Genomic DNA, 17,192 nt, shown 5'->3' on the forward strand with positions numbered 1-17,192 from the left:
GTTTTTGCTCTTTATAACTCCAAAGCCACTCGCAACTTAAGGTTTGCTTAATGCTAGTGCAATGAATATTTGTTTGGCCTTCTCTAATCTTTTCTTGCCCTCAATGACAAGGAAAAGTGTGATGAGAAACGCAAGTTATTTAGCTGCAACCTTATGTACCTTCGCCACCTCTGCAAGTTGGGCTGTAATGAATATTCAGCCTGATCCCCTTAACCCGACGGGATACGTTATTAAACGTTCTGATATTGAAAAAGTAGAGCAAGCCAAAGCGTCCAGTCCTATGTACCAAGTTTGGTCTCAAGCGCTCAGGACAGCACCTAATTCGATTGTTGAAGCTATCAGTCCAGGATTAAATAGTAACCCGAGTAACGTTAAGCGTGCAGAGCGAGTCTTTCCTAACCATGAGTGGGATTTTCTCACTCATATGGCAGCACCAGAATACAGCTATACTCGCTTTTTGCGAGCAATAGGGAAGTTTCCTGCATTTTGCGGTCAATATACGGATGATCGGGACTCAGATGCGATTTGTAAGCGGTCTATCATCACGGCATTTGCTCATTTTGCTCAGGAAACAGGAGGGCATATTGCCAAAGACAATACCTCGGATAACCCACTTGGATTAGAAGAATGGCAGCAAGCTTTGGTTCATGTGCGAGAGATGGGGTGGTCTGAAGGTGATACTGGTTACACCACAGGGTGCGGCGAGAATAATTGGCAGAATAAAAAATGGCCGTGTGGTGTGGGGCAAGGGTATTTTGGGCGAGGAGCCAAGCAACTATCTTATCACTTTAACTATGGGGCTTTTTCTGAGGTGATGTTTGATGGTGATGCGACAGTGTTACTTAACAATCCCGGTTTAGTCGCAGATTCATGGCTTAACTTGGCTTCTGCTATCTGGTTTTTCCTCACTCCCCAAGCGCCCAAACCTGCCATGTTGCATGTCATTGATGGAACTTGGCAGCCATCTCAGCGGGAGCTGGATGCGGGTATAGGTTATGGTTTTGGCACCACAATCAATATTATTAATGGAGGGATAGAGTGTGGTGCGCAGAATAAAGACAAAGGTCAGCCAGTTAATCGAATAAAGTACTGGAGAGGCCTATCGTCTCACTATCAGATCCCTCTTAGCCCAGATGAAAAAGATACATGTTGGCAGCAAACCCCCTACGGCAGCCTTAATCTTGATGGAGCAGAGGATGTGCTTTACACCAATTGGGATGGTAATTGGAAATACTACCCTGATCGCCCTGAAGGTTATTCATTTGAATGTGACTTAGTGGGATTTCAAACTGCGTATTCAGCGCTTGTCGATGGGGATTATGAAAAGTGTGTGACTAACTTCTATCAGTCTCATGTTCAGTGGCCAGAAGTTCGTATTGTTGACCAGCTCGACGCCCCCGATCCAAACAAAGGAAATGAATGGAATGCCAATAAGGAATATATGACAGGCGAGGAGGTCACCTACAAGCAAATTACCTATAAAGCCAAATGGTGGACAAAAGGAGATAGGCCAGACTTAGGTGGGCCTTGGCAGAAGTTATCAGATGGTCCCACAAACCCTAATCCCGATGAATTCATACCTTGGCAAGAAGGCGTTACCCAAGTGAATAATGGTGATAAGGTGACTCATCAGGGAAAATGTTTTATTGCCAAAAATGGACCTGGAGTTTGGGACACCCCTCTTGGCTCAAATTGGTTTTGGGATGAAATTCAATGCCCTTAAATTTTAAGGTAGAAAATATAAAGGGGTTAGCGTATTGCTAACCCCTTTTTTTAACCACTGCTTTTTATCTTAAATAATATTGTTAGGTCGAGGGTTGCTCTACTGGCTTAGACTCGACCTCTGCTGTAGGTTCCTTACCTGTCTTACGACGGTATTTATCTTCCCAATAATCAGCACCTTTAATGCCAAGCTTGACTGGGTTGAATGTGTATTCGGTTACACCTTGCTTTTGTTGTTCTTCATAATCATGCAACGCTTTCAACGCGGGTTTGGCCATAAAGAAAATAATCAAGATACCGACGATGTTCAGCCATGCCATTAGGCCAACACCTACATCACCCATTGCCCATGCTAAGTTGGCTGTCTTTACTGTACCGTAGAACACAACGGCTATCATCGCCACTTTCAGAATGAACATCAATCCATTAACTTTGATGTGGCGACGGATATAGGCCACATTTGTTTCTGCGATGTAGTAATAAGCAAGAATAGTTGTGAAGGCGAAGAAGAACAGAGCCACAGCAATAAACGGCTTTCCTATACCTGGAAGCGCACTTTCAATCGCCATTTGTGTGAACATTGGACCATTTGCTGCGATGTCGGCTGCTACGTTTTGTACCAAGAAGCCTTCAGCGCCATGTACATTATACGCACCGGTTATGATGATCATAAATGCAGTTGCAGAGCACACAAGCAGAGTGTCGATATAAATAGAGAACGATTGTACTAGGCCTTGCTGTGCAGGGTGGTCAACACTTGCTGCAGCAGCTGCATGAGGCCCTGTTCCTTGGCCTGCTTCATTAGAATACACTCCTCGTTTTACACCCCAACCGATGGCAGCACCTACACCAGCCATTGGAGTAAAGGCATCACCAACGATCATTGCAAAGACAATAGGGACTTGTTCAATGTTGAGTAAGATGATCACAAACGCTGTGATGATGTACGCGAGTGCCATGAAAGGAACAACGATCTGGGTAAAGTTAGCAATTCGCTTCACGCCGCCGAAAATGATGAATGCAAGAATGACGGAGATGACGGTACCAGTGAAAATCTTCGCAAAACTAAAGGTGCCAATTGCTGTTTCTACCATGCCTCCTGAGCCAAACGCGCCTTCAACGGCATTGCCGATACTGTTTGATTGCACACCAGGTAGTAGAAAACCACAAGCAAATATAGTAGCGATTGCGAAAATCCATGCGTACCATTTTTGACCCATAGCTTTTTCTATATAGTAGGCAGGACCACCACGAAATTCGCCGTTATCTTCCTCTTTATAGATTTGAGCTAGGGTTGACTCTGCATAAGCCGTAGCAGCGCCAAAAAACGCAACAACCCACATCCAAAAAACTGCACCAGGTCCGCCAAAGCCGATGGCTGCGGCAACACCTGCGATATTACCTGTACCGACTCTTCCCGATAATGAAACTGCAAGCGCTTGGAAAGATGAAATTCCTTTAGATGAACTTTTTCCTGAAAGAAGTAGTCGCCACATCTCGCTAAAATGGCGAATTTGGACAAATCGCGTCATGATTGAGTAGAACAACCCTGCTCCCAAGCACAGATAAATCAATGCGGGGCTCCAGATAATTCCATTCAGAAAATCAACTAATGACTGCATAAGTATTTTCCCTGTTTTATTATGATTGGTGGTTTGCGCTCTGGATATTAACCTTTTTGTAACTCTATTGTTAAATTTTTTATGTTCTAAAGTTGGTTTGCGTGAGCTCAGGCACAAAATATGACGCAAACGTTAAACCGTACGCTATTAGAGTATTGGGCGTACGGAGGATGCACTTTACAAGAACTGAGTGGCTTTTATGGATGCCTATTACTGACTAATTATTGATTTTGTGCCGTTTTTAAACAGAATGTAATCTTAAAACCAGTCAAATGCTTCGTGGCTAAGTCGCTTTAAATCATTGGTAATAAATGTTGTTATGCTTTTTAAAACATTTTATTAACACTTAGCTGTTGATTAAATGTGAGCATATTCATTTATATCATTTGTATATCGATGCAAGCTTAGCTGTTCGTGCTGTTTTATCGATGGCTGAGTAATGATCTGGGTAAGTATGTCGGCAGAGCCGCAAGCCATTGTCCAGCCCAAGGTGCCATGTCCTGTGTTTGTATAGAGGTTTTTTACTGGAGTTCGACCTATGATGGGAGTACCGTCTGGTGTCATAGGCCGAAAACCTGACCAATACTCAGCTCTTGAGAGATCCGTGCCATGAGGAAACAAGTTAGAGACAACATGGTTTAATGTTGAGAGTCGCTTATTGGGGAGGGAAGAGTCAAAGCCAGCAAGTTCAGCCGTCCCCGCGACACGTATGCGGTTATTAAACCGAGTGACCGCCACTTTGTAGCTTTCATCCATAATGGTTGAGTTAGGTGCATGAGCTTCATTTATTATGGGCAAGGTGAGCGAGTAGCCCTTTACGGGGTAGATGGGAAGATCTATACCAACTTGTTTTAAAAAATGCTTTGAGTAACTGCCTAGCGCAACGACAAATTTGTCTGCGGTGAATAGGCCTTTGGAGGTTTCGATACTATCGATTTGTTGCCTCTTCAGGTTTAGCTTATGTATTTCTGTATCAAATACAAAACTCACCCCCGCTTTTTGAGCCAGAGCCTGAAGCTGTTGGCAGAATAAATGACAGTCACCTGTTTGATCGTCAGGAAGATATAATCCCCCAGCCAGTTTTCCCTGCATGTGAGTCAGTCCTGGTTCTTGTTTCAGGCATTCTTCACTGTCTAATAATTGATAACGTGTAGCACTTTCGTCCAGCAGCGAGGTGTCCTTTTCTACTGCCTTGAGCTGTTTTTGAGAGCGGAATAGTTGCAAGGTACCTTTACTTCTCCCTTGGTAGTTTATTTGATACTTGTTGTTTAACTCTTCTAAACACTCTTTGCTGTGTAGTGAGATCTTGAGCATGCGCGATTTATTAATGCGATATCGATCTAAGTTACATTGGGATAGCATCTTGGTTGACCAATTGAATAAATCTGGGTCAAGGCTGGGTTTTATTTTTAAAGGCGCATGCTTTTCCATCAACCATTTTAATGCCTTAAGTGGTATTCCTGGTGCGGCCCAAGGAGAAGAATAGCCATAAGAGATTTGCCCTGCATTAGCAAAACTGGTTTCCTGCGCTGAGCGAGATTGTCTATCTATCACAGTCACATCACATCCTGATTGCTGCAAATACCACGCGCTGGTTAGGCCTATTACACCACTACCTAGAACAATGACTTTCACCGTGATCTTCTCCTTTTTATCAACTTTATCTTACTCTGAACGATTTACATTTGGTTAACAATCGAGAAGAATTAACATTATCTTTTAAAAAAACTAAAACCTAAATATGAAGTCATCTTTATTGAGTGGTGTTCATCTTGTGAGTATTCTCGCTCAGCATCAAAGCTTATCGAGTGCAGCAAGCAAGTTAAACATCACGACTGGTGCTGTGAGTCAGCAGTTGCAATTGGTTGAGGAGCGACTTGGCTTTAAGGTGTTTGAACGTCATGCCCGAGGTATTCGTTTGACTGACCTTGGACGTAAACTTTTAGACTCAATTAATCCACATTTAACTGCCATTGAAGAAGCGATTGAGCAAGCAAATAAAGCGGTAAGTCGCAAACCCATAAGGCTTAAACTGACACCTTCCCTTGCGTATAAGTGGCTAGTACCACGTCTGGACGACTTTCAAAGATCTCATCCCAATATACAGGTGCAAATATTTGCCGAAGGAGCGCTGGTCAATCGTAGCAGCCGTGACTTTGATATTGCGATAGATTATGGACCAATCCCCTACAAATTTGATGGTGCTGAGCTATTAATGGAAGAATGTCTTATTCCTGTGATGAGTCCAGATTATTTCAGAAAAGTATGTAATACGCTGAACACGAGTACTCCATTGGTGTGGGAAAATGTCACCTTGCTCCACGATGCCATGCCTTGGCAAAGCGCTTTGAAAGAGCAAGAGTGGTTATATTGGGCCGAAAAGCATCAACTTGAGCTGGATGTGGGTCAAGGACATTTCTTTAATAGAACCGATATGGCTATGGCGGCTGCAGAGGCTGGTGTGGGAGTTGCTCTTGCTCGCAAAGCCCTGTTAAATGATGAAATTAAGCAGCAAAAACTGGTTGCTCCCTTACCCGCCATTAATGCTAAGGCTGGGTACTTCATTATTACTCACTGTGAAGCACCAGAGACGCAACTTTTTAAAAGTTGGTTGAAACAACAAGTGGTTATGGAATAGTGGACAAATATCATTTGCCAGAGCCTAACTCACCACTACAATTAGTATTATCAATAAGGATGCATTTACTGAGGTGCTTACAGGGCAGTGTATATGGAATCGACTCAAGGCCAATGCAGCTATCAAAATCCCGATGGCTGGTGCTGCGATCAACCGTGTGGGGAGTCCGGTCTATGCTACTGGCATGATCCCAAAGTCGATAAAAGCAAAGACGATGTAAAAGACAAGGTTGAAAAGTGGGCTGCAGAAGGTAAACCTTTAGACGGGTTTCAGTTGGCAAGAACAAACCTAGTAGACGTTAATCTAGTTAACAGAGGCAATAAAGATGGCTATTCGTGCCGTGATGTAGATTTCTATCGTGCCGATTTAACAGACGCTCACTTTTTTGGTCTCGATTTACGGGGATCATCTTTGATGAAAACCAAGATGGTCGGAGCAAACCTTCATTGTGCTAGGTTAGATAATTGCAACTTGTTGGGCGCTGACCTAGATAGAGCTAAGCTAGAAAATGTCAATTGGGGCCGTTTCATAAAGCAAGAAGAGCAAGTGAGAGAAGCGCGCAAAGCTCGTCAGTACGATAAAGTTGGGCCTTTGTATCAAGAAGCGGAAGAAGTGTGTCGTAACATACGTAAACAATGTGAAACACAGGGGCTATTTGAGATTGCAGGCGACTTTTTTAAGCGCGAAATGCGATTTAGACGCTACCAAATGCCAAGGCTAAGTGCTAAGCGTGTTGTATCCAAGACCGTTGACTTGTTTTGTGGGTATGGTGAAGACCCGATGAGGGTGGTCGGGTTTTCTATCTTTTTGATTTTAGTTTGTGCCTTAGCCTACTTTTTCCTCGATACCACAAGTGCACACCCGATATACGAAGAGCTTAGCGGCTGGCAGTTTTATTTGTTTGAGTTTCTTAACTCGATATATTTCAGTGTGGTCACCTTCACTACGCTTGGTTACGGAGATATTTCACCGGTCGGCTTTGCAAGGTTTATTGCGGCATTTGAAGCCTTTCTTGGCAGCTTTACCATGGCGTTGTTTGTGGTGGTGTTTGTTAAAAAAATGACGCGCTAGTTTTCGTTTTGACAAGGATGTTTGGCTGCACATGCACATATTTTTGTTTTTAACTTGCTAATTAAAAAGCAGATTTACGTCACTGGTGAAAGTTTTTCAAGCGGGGCTTATACTTTGAGAAGAAACGAATATCTCTTCATAGTGTGAGCGAGGCAGGAGCTTGCGACGATATTGATGGAATATTCTAGTATTTATAGTGATAGATGAGATAGTTTACTTCTACTTCACTTATTTGCGGGGTAAATGGTGGAGTAGCACAATGAAGGTAGTTACGTGGGCTTGAGATGACCCAACGTACATGTAATTGATACCGAGAATGAGTAAAACCCATTATGAGCACTTCAAGCAGTACAATTCTTACAGAAAGTGGCACAAATGAACTTGAGATCATCGAGTTTCATTTGGAAAAACAGATGCCAGATGGCTCGAAAAAAACCTGTTATTACGGCATTAACGTGGCCAAAGTGCGCGAAGTTATTCAAGTTCCCGAGACATCGGATTATCCTAATGCTCAGCCGCACATGATAGGGGTATTTTCATCCCGAGATATACTCACTCCTTTGGTCGATTTGGCAGGCTGGCTCGGTGTGCCAACCAGTAAGGAGATTGACAAGAAGTTTGTGATTGTCACTGACTTTAACCGTATGACCAATGGATTTCTAATCGACAGCATCAGTCGCATCCACAGGATCTCTTGGAACGATGTTGAGTCTCCCAGCCAGTTCCTTGAAGCGGGTGAGCAGGACTGCGTTGTCGCGGTAGTGCGCAAAGATCAGAACCTTATCATGATCCTCGACTTTGAAAAGATCATCGCTGACATTAACCCTGAACTGAGTATGGAAAAATACGATGTTACTGCGGATAAGAGTGTTGATCTTAACCAAAAAATGATCACCAAACGGAATGCTAAAACCATCATGGTGGTGGATGACTCCGCCTTCATTCGTAGCCTTATCCAAGATACTCTGAGCTCTGCTGGTTATAACATTATTGCTTGTAAAGACGGCGGGGAAGCGCATGAGAAACTGCTAGAACTTGCGGAAGCGGCGAAGAAAGAAGACGTCCCTGTGACAGAATTCGTCGACGCGGTAGTCAGTGATGTGGAAATGCCGCGTATGGATGGTATGCACTTAGTGAAGAGATTGCGTGAATCGGATGTTTACAAAGAAATGCCGATTGTAATGTTCTCGTCATTAATGAGTGATGATAACCGAGAAAAAGCGTTAGCTTTGGGTGCCAATGACACCCTAACCAAACCTGAAATTGGCCGCATGGTGGCCCTGATGGATCAGTTTATTTTAAAGTAACGACTTTATCGCTACGTGATATTTCTTCTTCGAGCTGGGCAACTTCTTTGTCCAGCTCGTTTATTTTGGCTGACATCAACTGGTGGCAATGCAGCGCCAGCTTGCGAGCATCTTCCAATTTGTAATTCGACACATCAATAGGTTCTAGCATCTCGGCAATCACAATGCCGTTGTTTCTTCGGTTAAGGTTAATCTTATTGTGCGTTGTGCTGACACACATTGGCGTAATAGGCACGCCAGCTTCAATGGCCATTCTGAACGCGCCTGTTTTAAACGGCAATAAACCTCGGCCTTTACTACGAGTTCCTTCTGGGTAGACCCAAACCGATAAATCTCTTTGATGGATAGCCTCAGCGACTTGTTTGATGGTATCTCTCGCTTGAGACTTGTTCTCTCTATTGATAAGGATGTTTCCAGTTATCCAATACAGCTGGCCAAAGAAAGGTAGCCAAAGCAGATCTTTTTTACCAAGAGAGACGGTTCTTGGCCTTAACATTCCAGGGTCTGTAACAAAATCATAGATGCTTTGGTGATTAGAAATATACACGCTTTTCTCTGGTGTTGGTGCATTCTCAAGCCCTCTATGTATCAGCTTTACGCCAACAATTCTTTGTAGCTGATTAAACCAGCGACAGAAAAAATACACATGCTTTGGATTTCTTGGGCTAAACAAACAATAGACCAAGGCAAATAGTGTCGTAAAGACAATAAATACAGCAGCCAGAATCAGGCGAATAATAGCAAGCAAATGACTTTCCTCATCGAATATAAACGCTGCACACTGACAGTCTCTATCGGGCAGCTATCGCTTAGTCTCTATTTAACCACATTAAGGTATTTCTAAGCGAGTTTGTTTTAAACATGGCCTTTGTGAGGCAAAAGTAGAGCTGTGATTTGGTTTGTTTTTGAGAAACTTAGTGACTCATTTATGGAATAAAAGCTCGACTTATTGTTGTCATTATCCACTTTTTGTTGATTTATGTCTCACTTTTTTGATCTTGAATGGTTTGATGTTAACTGATTTAGTTGTTTTATAGATTGCCTAGAGTTTTATGGCTCTCGGATTTTATAAAGTGTTGGTTGTTTTGTGAGCGTCCTATATAGCTAGGAGTCTCCTGATATGTTCATAAACGGACCACTCAGGAGAACAAAACAATAAAAATAGCTCAAAAGGATCAGAGCATATGCACAACATGATAAATAAAAACAAAGGAATGTGTTTCCTTTCATCAATGACAGTGGCAATGGCTGGCTTCACATTTAATGCAGCAGCAGAAGTGGCGGAGCTTAATCAGGCTAATCTTCCAACAAAATACATCGTCAAGTTTAAAGATAATCCTCCTTCACCGATGCGAATGGCGGTTTCTCCCCGCGCTGCTGCTCAGTCTAATCAAGCGGTACTTGAGCAAGCCAGTGCGCGAGAAATTGAAACCTTGAGTGGCGCTTCGATGTTTAGTGTGGAAATGGATCAACAGCAAGTTGCTAAGTTAGAAAAGCATAAGCAAGTGGATTATGTTGAGGTCGACCCACCTCGTTACTTGCTCAGTGAAACCATACCTTGGGGATACACCGCGGTTAATGCGCAGGTGTTGAGCGATGAGAATGCTGGTAATCGAACCATATGCATTATCGATTCTGGCTACGATATGACGCATCACGATCTTAGTGGCAACCGAGTCAGCGGCACCGATGATAGTGGCACAGGATCATGGAAATACCCGGGGACAGGTAATGCGCATGGAACTCACGTAGCTGGCATCATAGCCGCAATGGCCAATGGTGAGGGAGTGAAAGGCATACTTCCCAACCAAAATGTGAATCTTCATATTGTTAAAGTCTTTAACGAATCTGGTTGGGGCTATTCATCAAGCTTTGTGAAAGCGGTTCAAACCTGCGCTGACAATGGCGCGAACGTGGTGAACATGAGTTTAGGAGGCAGTATTGCCAGCCGAACAGAGCGTGATGTTCTGCAATCTCTGTATGATGATGGCGTACTTTTGATTGCTGCGTCTGGCAATGGCGGCAATACCGCTCACAGCTACCCAGCATCTTACGATTCTGTGATGTCGATTGCAGCAGTGGACAATCAAAATCATCATGCGGCATTTTCACAAGCCACAGATCAAGTGGATATCGCGGCGCCAGGCGTTGCTATCTTATCAACAGTTACCATGGGTGAGGGCGTGCTTGCCGACATTCGTTCGAGTGATGGTCACTATTTTGAGCGAGGCGTTGTACCTCATAACCGTAAGGTACATAGAGTTCCAGCCAATCCGCTTGACCCATACAGACCCGATCCTATCGAAGGCAGTGTCACCGCGCCTCTTGCTCTGTGTGACGTGTCCTCTGGTAGCTACGATTGTGGCGATATGTCTGACAAAATATGTCTCACCGAGCGTATTGTTAACCAAAGCCCTGACGTAAGGCCTGAGATTGAGCCAGTTAAAGCTTGTTATCAGGCTGGCGCCAAAGCGGCGATTGTGTTCAGTAATAAAGCGCTTTCTGGGCTACAAAATCCCTTTTTACTCGACGATGATGATGAGTATCGTTTGGTGTCAGTGACCGTCGATCGCCAACTTGGGTTAGAGCTGGCAGAGAAAGTGGGTGAGAATGTGACGCTCAAAGTGACTACAGGTGAGGATTATCAATACTACAATGGCACATCTATGGCGGCGCCTCATGTTTCGGGCATTGCAGGCTTGGTATGGAGCTATCATCCCCAATGTACGGCTCAGCAAGTACGACGAGCGCTGACTGTCACAGCGACCGATCTTGAAGATCAAGGTAGAGACAACCTAACCGGCTATGGATTAGTGAATGCACAAGCGGCTAAGGAGTATTTGGAGATAGGTTGTAGCGGCCCTGATGCTGGAGATAAAGTGCTGGTTAATGGTGTGGCTAAGCAGGAATTATTTGGAGAGAGTAAATCCAGCGAAATATACACCTTTGACGTTCCGGAGAATGCAACAGAGGTAACTTTTGAGCTTAGTGGTGGCACGGGCGATGTTGATATGTATGTGCGTCGCAGCGGTATACCGACAAAAAGCAGTAATGATTGTAAATCAATTGAAGAAGGCAATAGCGAGGCTTGCTCTTTGGATGTGAGAGAAGCAGGCACATACCAAGTACTAATATACGGCTACAAATCGTATCAAGGGGTGACTTTGCTCGCCACTCATAATGGGCAAGACTCGACCGACACGGCGCCTACATACTATAGCAATGAAGATGTCATCGATATTCCAGATCAAAGTGAAGCGGGCGTTAGCAGTGAGATTGATGTCGAGCGCTCGGGCGATGCCGGTTTAGTGTCTATCGAGGTTGATATCAGCCATGGCTATATTGGTGATTTGCAGCTCACGTTAGAATCTCCTTCTGGTCAAGAAGTTGTGTTACACAGTAAAACTGGAGGCGTGCTTGAAGCAATTAAAGAGACGTATCAAAAAGACTTTACTGGCTCAGATTCACAAGGGATCTGGAAGCTAAAAGCGGTCGATAATTCTTCTTGGCATACCGGGCAGATTAACCGCTGGGCGATATCTTTTGATACTTTGCCTTCAGAATAAGGAGAGAATATGAGAAATAGGATGGTCACAATATGCACCATAGGTTGTGTTCTCATCTCGCTCTGCCTGCCAGTGATAACACTGGCAGCAGGCCAAGATCCAATGTCTAAAGACAGCCAATTGGCAAAGATGGAAAGCGAGCCGTCTAGGTTTTACGTCAAATACCATCAAGGAAAGCAGCAACCAGTTCGAGAGCTTTTGCAAATCAAACAGTTAGAAATTCTCGATTCGCTCGATGATCTGCAAGTGTTAGTGGTAGCAGGGCCTGAAGATAAGCTCAAACAGCTCGAAGGCAATGAGTGGATAGATTACATCGAGCCAGAACCGATTCGGCAGCTGTATTCGCAATAGGTTTGGAGTGGCCTTGTTGTCCTCAGCAGACGGAGTTTTTAGTCTTGCCCTTTAAATTACAACTTTTCAATACAATTCTATGCGCATAAAAGTGTTGATTTGCACTTTTTAATGCGCATAAAAATGATATCACCAAACAATCAGGTGCGATGGCATCAATACAGCCTTTCAGCGCTTCTTGTAGATCGTGCCGCTCTTGCAGCCCTTCGGCTGCAAAAGTGGTCGGTGTTAGTGCGGTGAGGTTTTTATTGGCGATATTGTAAAGACTCATGATTATATCGCCTGTTCGACAATTGTATCCGTAAGCTGACTCTGTGTTTGTTGAGTTTCTGAGATTAACTGTTTCAGTAAATCGCAAATAGCAAAAAGCTCTTCAACTTTTGAAACAATTATGTCTTGTATTTTCCTTGATGGAACAATGATAGGTATTGCTTCAACAACCTTTTTACTAATTTTTGGCATTGTCCCAGAAGTACCTGTCATCCTTGTCCACATAAACTCTCTTGCCATTGGTGATGATAGCCATGTTGAAAGAAACTCGGATGAAACAGTTTTTGATGGGCGAATTTTCATCATTAGATCTGGATAAATTACGTCGCATACATCTTCCTTGACTAAACAGTTACATCCAACGTAATTTGCGGAGTTTCCTCGTTGAATTAGGATATCTCCTTTTTTTAACCAAAGGTGTGACGTTTTTTCAATATCAACATCAACTGATTTGGATTCATCTAAATTAAGACTACCGTAAGAGGTTGCTCCTAGTTTCAAAACCTTAATCCCAGTATCAACCTGTACCTCTTTAGGAGAAAGTCCATTTCGTGGTCCAAAAGAGATTACATCCATAACGTAAGTTTCCATGGGATCAGCTCCGAAATGAATCAACTTACCCATCACCGCCAGTTGTAGAATGGTTTGTTTAAGCTGGTCGATACTTTCTTCAGTAGTGAATAAGGTATCGAAATGCTCACTGATTCGCGCCCAGTTTTGCATTAACTCGTCAGCATCGGCAGAGTTGGTGAGCGTGCCCAGCAGGGTTGTTACTAGCACTTGATGCGCTTCAATACTGGCTTCGGTTTGTTGCTCTAGTTGGTCGCAGAGCAACATTAACTTATTGAATCTTTCATATATTCTTTCCTGTTCTTTCAATGGAGGAACTGGAATAGTCAAGCTTCTTATCTGAGATAGGTTCACACGTTGGCGGGTAACCCCTTTTGCTAGTCCCGAAAATTGATTCGCTACAAATGGTGAGTTGATCGCCAAGGTTAAATAGTGCTCATTGACGATTTCTGAGTCTAATCTAATTCTGACAATATCTGCGACTACTATGCCATATTCGAGTTGTTGAGGAACTATACATGCCTTCCCTGTTGGCTCTCCCAATTTGTTTATGACGATATCGCCTGACACAAAGCTATGTCGATGAAGTTCCTCTGCCTTCTGAACAGTTAGATATTGAAGTCCATTGTTCTTAAACTGATTTCGATCTACATTCTGAATACGAATTATAGGAACTCCGCTGTCCACGTATTCAGTGGCCTTTAGCTTGGAGCCAAAAGGGCCGTCAACAATATTATCAGAGCTATTTATAACTAGGTTCTCTAGTATTGGAGCTGACCAACCTTTTGGTGTTTCAAAGTTTGCTGGAGGCATATCGCTTTGTTTCGCAACTTTAGCTTTTCGTATGGCTTTGTTACTTATCAACTCACTCTTTACTTCTGCGATGCGTTTGAGATGCACTGAAGCAGGCTCATCATTAGGATCTTGAGGAACAAGCTTGCCTCGCACAGCCAATTCCAGAATCAGCTCACGCAGCTTTTTAACACCGTATAGTTCTAGCTTCTTGCTGCTACCTCGACCAGAGGTCGATTTGGTCTTTACTGCGGAAGTCCAAATATCAATATGCTCGGTGATCAGGTTTTCTAAAGCCATTATTGTGCTCCACCTTGCTTTTTACCTTGAATGGTAGAGCTAAGCGCATCGCCGAGAATGCCTTTCAGTTGTTCACGCAGTGCTTTAATGTCTTGTTGCTGCTGTTGATAGCTCGCCAGTAATTCTTCAGGATCATGGCTGACGACTTCGTCCTGATACGGATTTTTAATATCGAGGTTAAAGTTGCGCTCGATAATATCTTCAATCGACACTTTCCAAGCTTGCTTGGTCTCGATACGGCTAGCGAATCCATCTGCCTCGTTGCCCCACCAATCGATCTCTTGCTGGAACTCCTCAAACTTCATTGGCTTGGTTTTGCTGTAGTTCTTCACGCCTTCTGGGTAAGGGTGCTCATAGAACCACACGTCTTTGGTCGGTTGGCCTTTGGTAAAGAACAGAATGTTGGTCTTAATGCCCGTGTATGGGTTGAACACGCCATTAGGTAAGCGAACAATCGTGTGCAGGTTACACTCTTGTGTCAGCATCTTTTTAATTTTGGTTTTTACACCTTCACCAAACAAGGTGCCATCAGGCAATACCACACCAGCGCGACCCTCTTTATCTAATACTTCGACAATCAGCTGCAAGAACAGATCGGCGGTTTCACGAGTTTGCATTTCGGCAGGAAAGTTCTTTTCAACCCCGTCCTCTTCCGTGCCGCCAAACGGTGGGTTAGTCGCAATCACATTGATATTGCTATCCCAGTTTGAAAGCGGCTTGTTAAGCGTGTTGCCATGCTTAATCTGCACAGGGACTTCGATGCCGTGGAGCATCATATTGGTGATGCACAGCAAATGTGGCAGTTGTTTCTTCTCTACACCATGGATTTGTTTTTGCAGAGTTTGGTGATCGGCTGCGCTTGTCACGTAGTTCTCTTTAACGTGATCGAACGAGCACGCTAGGAATCCGCCCGTGCCGCAAGCGGGATCCATAATTTGTTCACCTAGCTTTGGATCCAGTCTGTTGACGATAAAACGAGTCACTGAACGAGGGGTATAGAACTCACCTGCATTACCTGCGCTTTGAAGGTCGCGTAGGATTTGTTCATAGATATCACCAAATAGGTGGCGTTCTTTAGAGTCAGTAAAGTCGATTTCGTTGAGCTTGTTAATCACTTGGCGCAGCAGTGTGCCATTTTTCATGTAGTTGAAGGCATCACTAAAGGCTTCTTTCACCACAAAACCGCGTGGGTTGGTGTCTTTCGGTGCGGTTAAGTTTTTTAATGTCGGGAATAGGTCATAATTGATGAACTCCAGCAGCTCATCACCTGTAATGCCTTGGTTATCTGCCGCCCAGTTACGCCATAGGTACTTGGCTGGGATGGGTTCGCGGTAATCATCTAACTCGAACTCTAGCTCTTCTTCTTGAGCATCAAACACTTTAAGGAATAAAAGCCACGACATTTGGCCTAGACGCTGCGCGTCACCATCAACACCTGCATCTTTACGCATGATGTCTTGAATAGACTTGATAACTGAACTGATTGACATGGAGTTCTACTACTAACTGACTGAAAAATTGGGGCAGATTATAGCAGAATTGAAATTAGAAAAGTGAACTTGAGTATATGAAGCCAGGTGGGTATTTGTGGTTTAATAGATATTGATAGGAAATTAGGATAAAGCAATAAGTTGGATAGAAGTGATGAAGATAGAATGCCCACATTGCCAGACAGATAATGACATAGAATTTGCGGAAAATATTGCTTGTAAAGAGTGTGAGAAAAATTTTATAGGCTTCAAGTTCAGCAAGCGTAAGTTAATGTCAGCGAGTACTGCTTTGTTCGTTGGCGCTATCGGTGGATACAAGGTTAACGCCGCTTTAGATGAAGACCGTTACCCACTCGAAGTGGAGTACGCCATCGTCGATACCTGCATAAACTCGTCAAAAAATATGATTTCGATGAGTTGGTATGAGAGTAAGCGAGAAACGTGTTTATGCGCTCTTGCAGAAACGGAAAAATCTGTACCGTATTCAGACTATAAATCGGATCAGCAGTTGTTTTTAAGTAATTTTAAGTTGAACGCCAAAGGCTGTTTTTAGATAGAAAATGAGGCAGCGACGGCTGCCTCTGGTTAGTTCTAGCGTTTAGGTGTATTACCACGACCTTCGCCTGATGGCTTACCCGTTGTACTTGGGTAATTCGGATTGCCCTTAGGGGCTGACTTTGGTGCTGAACTTGGTTTTGTTATCATATTGCGCCTTACTTACCTTGGTTTTGATTGTTAGCAGCAGCGCGTTGTGCACGGGCAGCGAATGAATCTTTAGACACTTGTCCGCCATTTTGTTTTGCTTGATTCGCTTGATTCGCTTGATTCGCTTGAACGCGAGCAGCGGCTTCTGGGATCATTGGTGCTTTGTTTTTAGACATAATATTTTCCTTTTCGTTAATTGAATGCTTGTCTCCGCTGAGACCATTGCATAGTAACTAGTAGGGTAGGGACAAATGGGGACAGCCCAAAAACAACAGCAAATTCGAACCATGTTGGATGAGTTGGGCTGGAGCCATAAGCAACTGGCCGATGTTCTTTATGAAGAACTTCAGTGTTCTGAATATGAAGATATAGATGATGCTTCCTCTGAGGAAATTCGTAAGTTCCGAGAAGTTCTCAAGAAGCAGTTACAAAGGGAATCTACCCCAGAGGGTAGGCTTGACCAGTATGTAAAAGTGATTTCAGAACATCCAGATTTTGTTGCATTAGGGCTTGATGTCGTGGTTCCAAAATACGTTAACCATAGATGCTTGAATGAGAACTCGCTTGCAGGGTTAGCAGAGATATCCAGTTGGTTGGATGAAAGAAAACAACCAGATTGAAGTCTCTTTTCTAATCATCGTGTTAGTGCTTGATGGGTGATTTATAGGTTTTGATAGTATCGATGTTGACTTTTCTAGCTACGTAAACGAGAACGCCCAGCCTTGATTCCAAAGTTACCAATTAAGGTAATGGCAGAAGCAGGGGGCTGGGCACTGTTGTATTGAAAT

15 protein-coding genes are annotated in these 17,192 nt (G+C 43.6%); 8 read left to right on the top strand and 7 right to left on the bottom strand.

The features are described from left to right. The first annotated feature begins 121 nt into the window (after nucleotides 1-121). On the top strand, nucleotides 122-1,723 hold the full coding sequence (locus MHN79_RS10695) for a chitinase (RefSeq protein WP_239172877.1): 1,602 nt from the start codon (nucleotides 122-124) through the stop codon (nucleotides 1,721-1,723). Nucleotides 1,724-1,805: 82 nt separating this feature from the next. On the opposite strand, the gene MHN79_RS10700 is transcribed toward MHN79_RS10695, so the two are convergent. Both MHN79_RS10700 and MHN79_RS10705 read right to left on the bottom strand, forming a co-directional pair. Beyond that, nucleotides 1,806-3,344, bottom strand: a complete 1,539-nt coding sequence (locus MHN79_RS10700; protein WP_239172878.1) for an alanine/glycine:cation symporter family protein — start codon at nucleotides 3,342-3,344, stop codon at nucleotides 1,806-1,808. A gap of 357 nt (nucleotides 3,345-3,701) precedes the next feature. Beyond that, nucleotides 3,702-4,979 (bottom strand): D-amino acid dehydrogenase, encoded by a 1,278-nt coding sequence (locus MHN79_RS10705; RefSeq protein WP_239172879.1) that lies wholly within the window; start codon nucleotides 4,977-4,979, stop codon nucleotides 3,702-3,704. Between the two features lie 106 nt (nucleotides 4,980-5,085). Here MHN79_RS10705 and MHN79_RS10710 point away from each other — a divergent pair, with 106 nt between their 5' ends. From MHN79_RS10710 to MHN79_RS10720, 3 genes are all read left to right on the top strand, one after another. Beyond that, nucleotides 5,086-5,982: a LysR substrate-binding domain-containing protein gene (locus MHN79_RS10710; RefSeq protein ID WP_239172880.1), complete on the top strand. Its 897-nt coding sequence runs from the start codon at nucleotides 5,086-5,088 to the stop codon at nucleotides 5,980-5,982. Between the two features lie 93 nt (nucleotides 5,983-6,075). After that, nucleotides 6,076-7,053 carry an ion channel gene (locus MHN79_RS10715; protein ID WP_160926034.1) on the top strand — a complete coding sequence of 326 codons (978 nt, stop codon included), beginning with the start codon at nucleotides 6,076-6,078 and terminating at the stop codon, nucleotides 7,051-7,053. Between the two features lie 332 nt (nucleotides 7,054-7,385). Further along, the gene (locus MHN79_RS10720; RefSeq protein ID WP_239172881.1) at nucleotides 7,386-8,360 is read left to right on the top strand and encodes a chemotaxis protein; all 975 of its coding nucleotides are present in this window, start codon (nucleotides 7,386-7,388) and stop codon (nucleotides 8,358-8,360) included. Here MHN79_RS10720 and MHN79_RS10725 read toward each other — a convergent pair. Continuing rightward, nucleotides 8,347-9,108: a 1-acylglycerol-3-phosphate O-acyltransferase gene (locus MHN79_RS10725; protein WP_239172882.1), complete on the bottom strand. Its 762-nt coding sequence runs from the start codon at nucleotides 9,106-9,108 to the stop codon at nucleotides 8,347-8,349. The genes MHN79_RS10720 and MHN79_RS10725 overlap by 14 nt on opposite strands. A 436-nt stretch (nucleotides 9,109-9,544) precedes the next feature. Here MHN79_RS10725 and MHN79_RS10730 point away from each other — a divergent pair, with 436 nt between their 5' ends. Then, a complete protein-coding gene (locus tag MHN79_RS10730) occupies nucleotides 9,545-11,926 on the top strand; it encodes a S8 family serine peptidase (protein ID WP_239172883.1) in 2,382 nt (793 codons plus the stop codon). Between the two features lie 9 nt (nucleotides 11,927-11,935). Beyond that, on the top strand, nucleotides 11,936-12,277 hold the full coding sequence (locus tag MHN79_RS10735; RefSeq protein ID WP_239172884.1) for an ATPase: 342 nt from the start codon (nucleotides 11,936-11,938) through the stop codon (nucleotides 12,275-12,277). Between the two features lie 22 nt (nucleotides 12,278-12,299). Here the strand turns inward: MHN79_RS10735 and MHN79_RS10740 are convergent, their stop codons facing one another. From MHN79_RS10740 to MHN79_RS10750, 3 genes are read right to left on the bottom strand one after another with little or no spacing between them, the layout of a single operon-like run. After that, complete coding sequence (locus tag MHN79_RS10740; RefSeq protein WP_239172885.1) at nucleotides 12,300-12,548, bottom strand: hypothetical protein; 249 nt, start codon at nucleotides 12,546-12,548, stop codon at nucleotides 12,300-12,302. Nucleotides 12,549-12,550: 2 nt separating this feature from the next. Next, nucleotides 12,551-14,209, bottom strand: a complete 1,659-nt coding sequence (locus MHN79_RS10745) for a restriction endonuclease subunit S (protein WP_239172886.1) — start codon at nucleotides 14,207-14,209, stop codon at nucleotides 12,551-12,553. Then, nucleotides 14,209-15,699, bottom strand: a complete 1,491-nt coding sequence (locus MHN79_RS10750) for an N-6 DNA methylase (RefSeq protein WP_239172887.1) — start codon at nucleotides 15,697-15,699, stop codon at nucleotides 14,209-14,211. The genes MHN79_RS10745 and MHN79_RS10750 overlap by 1 nt, the downstream gene beginning before the upstream one ends. 154 nt (nucleotides 15,700-15,853) lie before the next feature. Between MHN79_RS10750 and MHN79_RS10755 the strand changes: the two genes are divergently transcribed. Then, nucleotides 15,854-16,252 (top strand): hypothetical protein, encoded by a 399-nt coding sequence (locus MHN79_RS10755; protein WP_239172888.1) that lies wholly within the window; start codon nucleotides 15,854-15,856, stop codon nucleotides 16,250-16,252. A gap of 160 nt (nucleotides 16,253-16,412) precedes the next feature. Here the strand turns inward: MHN79_RS10755 and MHN79_RS10760 are convergent, their stop codons facing one another. After that, nucleotides 16,413-16,580: a hypothetical protein gene (locus MHN79_RS10760; protein ID WP_239172889.1), complete on the bottom strand. Its 168-nt coding sequence runs from the start codon at nucleotides 16,578-16,580 to the stop codon at nucleotides 16,413-16,415. A gap of 75 nt (nucleotides 16,581-16,655) precedes the next feature. Between MHN79_RS10760 and MHN79_RS10765 the strand changes: the two genes are divergently transcribed. Continuing rightward, nucleotides 16,656-17,024, top strand: coding sequence for an elongation factor Ts (locus tag MHN79_RS10765; RefSeq protein WP_239172890.1), 369 nt, complete (start codon nucleotides 16,656-16,658; stop codon nucleotides 17,022-17,024). Nucleotides 17,025-17,192: the final 168 nt, after the last annotated feature.

The organism is Vibrio sp. Of14-4 (assembly GCF_022347625.1).
Classification (GTDB): domain Bacteria; phylum Pseudomonadota; class Gammaproteobacteria; order Enterobacterales; family Vibrionaceae; genus Vibrio; species Vibrio pristinus.

Bases quoted from the DNA above. Each gene is read 5' to 3' on its own strand.
- MHN79_RS10710 (WP_239172880.1), top strand. From the start codon at position 5,086: ATGAAGTCATCTTTATTGAGTGGTGTTCATCTTGTGAGTATTCTCGCT.
- MHN79_RS10750 (WP_239172887.1), bottom strand. From the start codon at position 15,699: ATGTCAATCAGTTCAGTTATCAAGTCTATTCAAGACATCATGCGTAAA.
- MHN79_RS10715 (WP_160926034.1), top strand. From the start codon at position 6,076: ATGGAATCGACTCAAGGCCAATGCAGCTATCAAAATCCCGATGGCTGG.
- MHN79_RS10695 (WP_239172877.1), top strand. From the start codon at position 122: ATGAGAAACGCAAGTTATTTAGCTGCAACCTTATGTACCTTCGCCACC.
- MHN79_RS10730 (WP_239172883.1), top strand. From the start codon at position 9,545: ATGCACAACATGATAAATAAAAACAAAGGAATGTGTTTCCTTTCATCA.
- MHN79_RS10765 (WP_239172890.1), top strand. From the start codon at position 16,656: ATGGGGACAGCCCAAAAACAACAGCAAATTCGAACCATGTTGGATGAG.
- MHN79_RS10755 (WP_239172888.1), top strand. From the start codon at position 15,854: ATGAAGATAGAATGCCCACATTGCCAGACAGATAATGACATAGAATTT.
- MHN79_RS10760 (WP_239172889.1), bottom strand. From the start codon at position 16,580: ATGTCTAAAAACAAAGCACCAATGATCCCAGAAGCCGCTGCTCGCGTT.
- MHN79_RS10745 (WP_239172886.1), bottom strand. From the start codon at position 14,209: ATGGCTTTAGAAAACCTGATCACCGAGCATATTGATATTTGGACTTCC.
- MHN79_RS10700 (WP_239172878.1), bottom strand. From the start codon at position 3,344: ATGCAGTCATTAGTTGATTTTCTGAATGGAATTATCTGGAGCCCCGCA.
- MHN79_RS10720 (WP_239172881.1), top strand. From the start codon at position 7,386: ATGAGCACTTCAAGCAGTACAATTCTTACAGAAAGTGGCACAAATGAA.
- MHN79_RS10735 (WP_239172884.1), top strand. From the start codon at position 11,936: ATGAGAAATAGGATGGTCACAATATGCACCATAGGTTGTGTTCTCATC.
- MHN79_RS10740 (WP_239172885.1), bottom strand. From the start codon at position 12,548: ATGAGTCTTTACAATATCGCCAATAAAAACCTCACCGCACTAACACCG.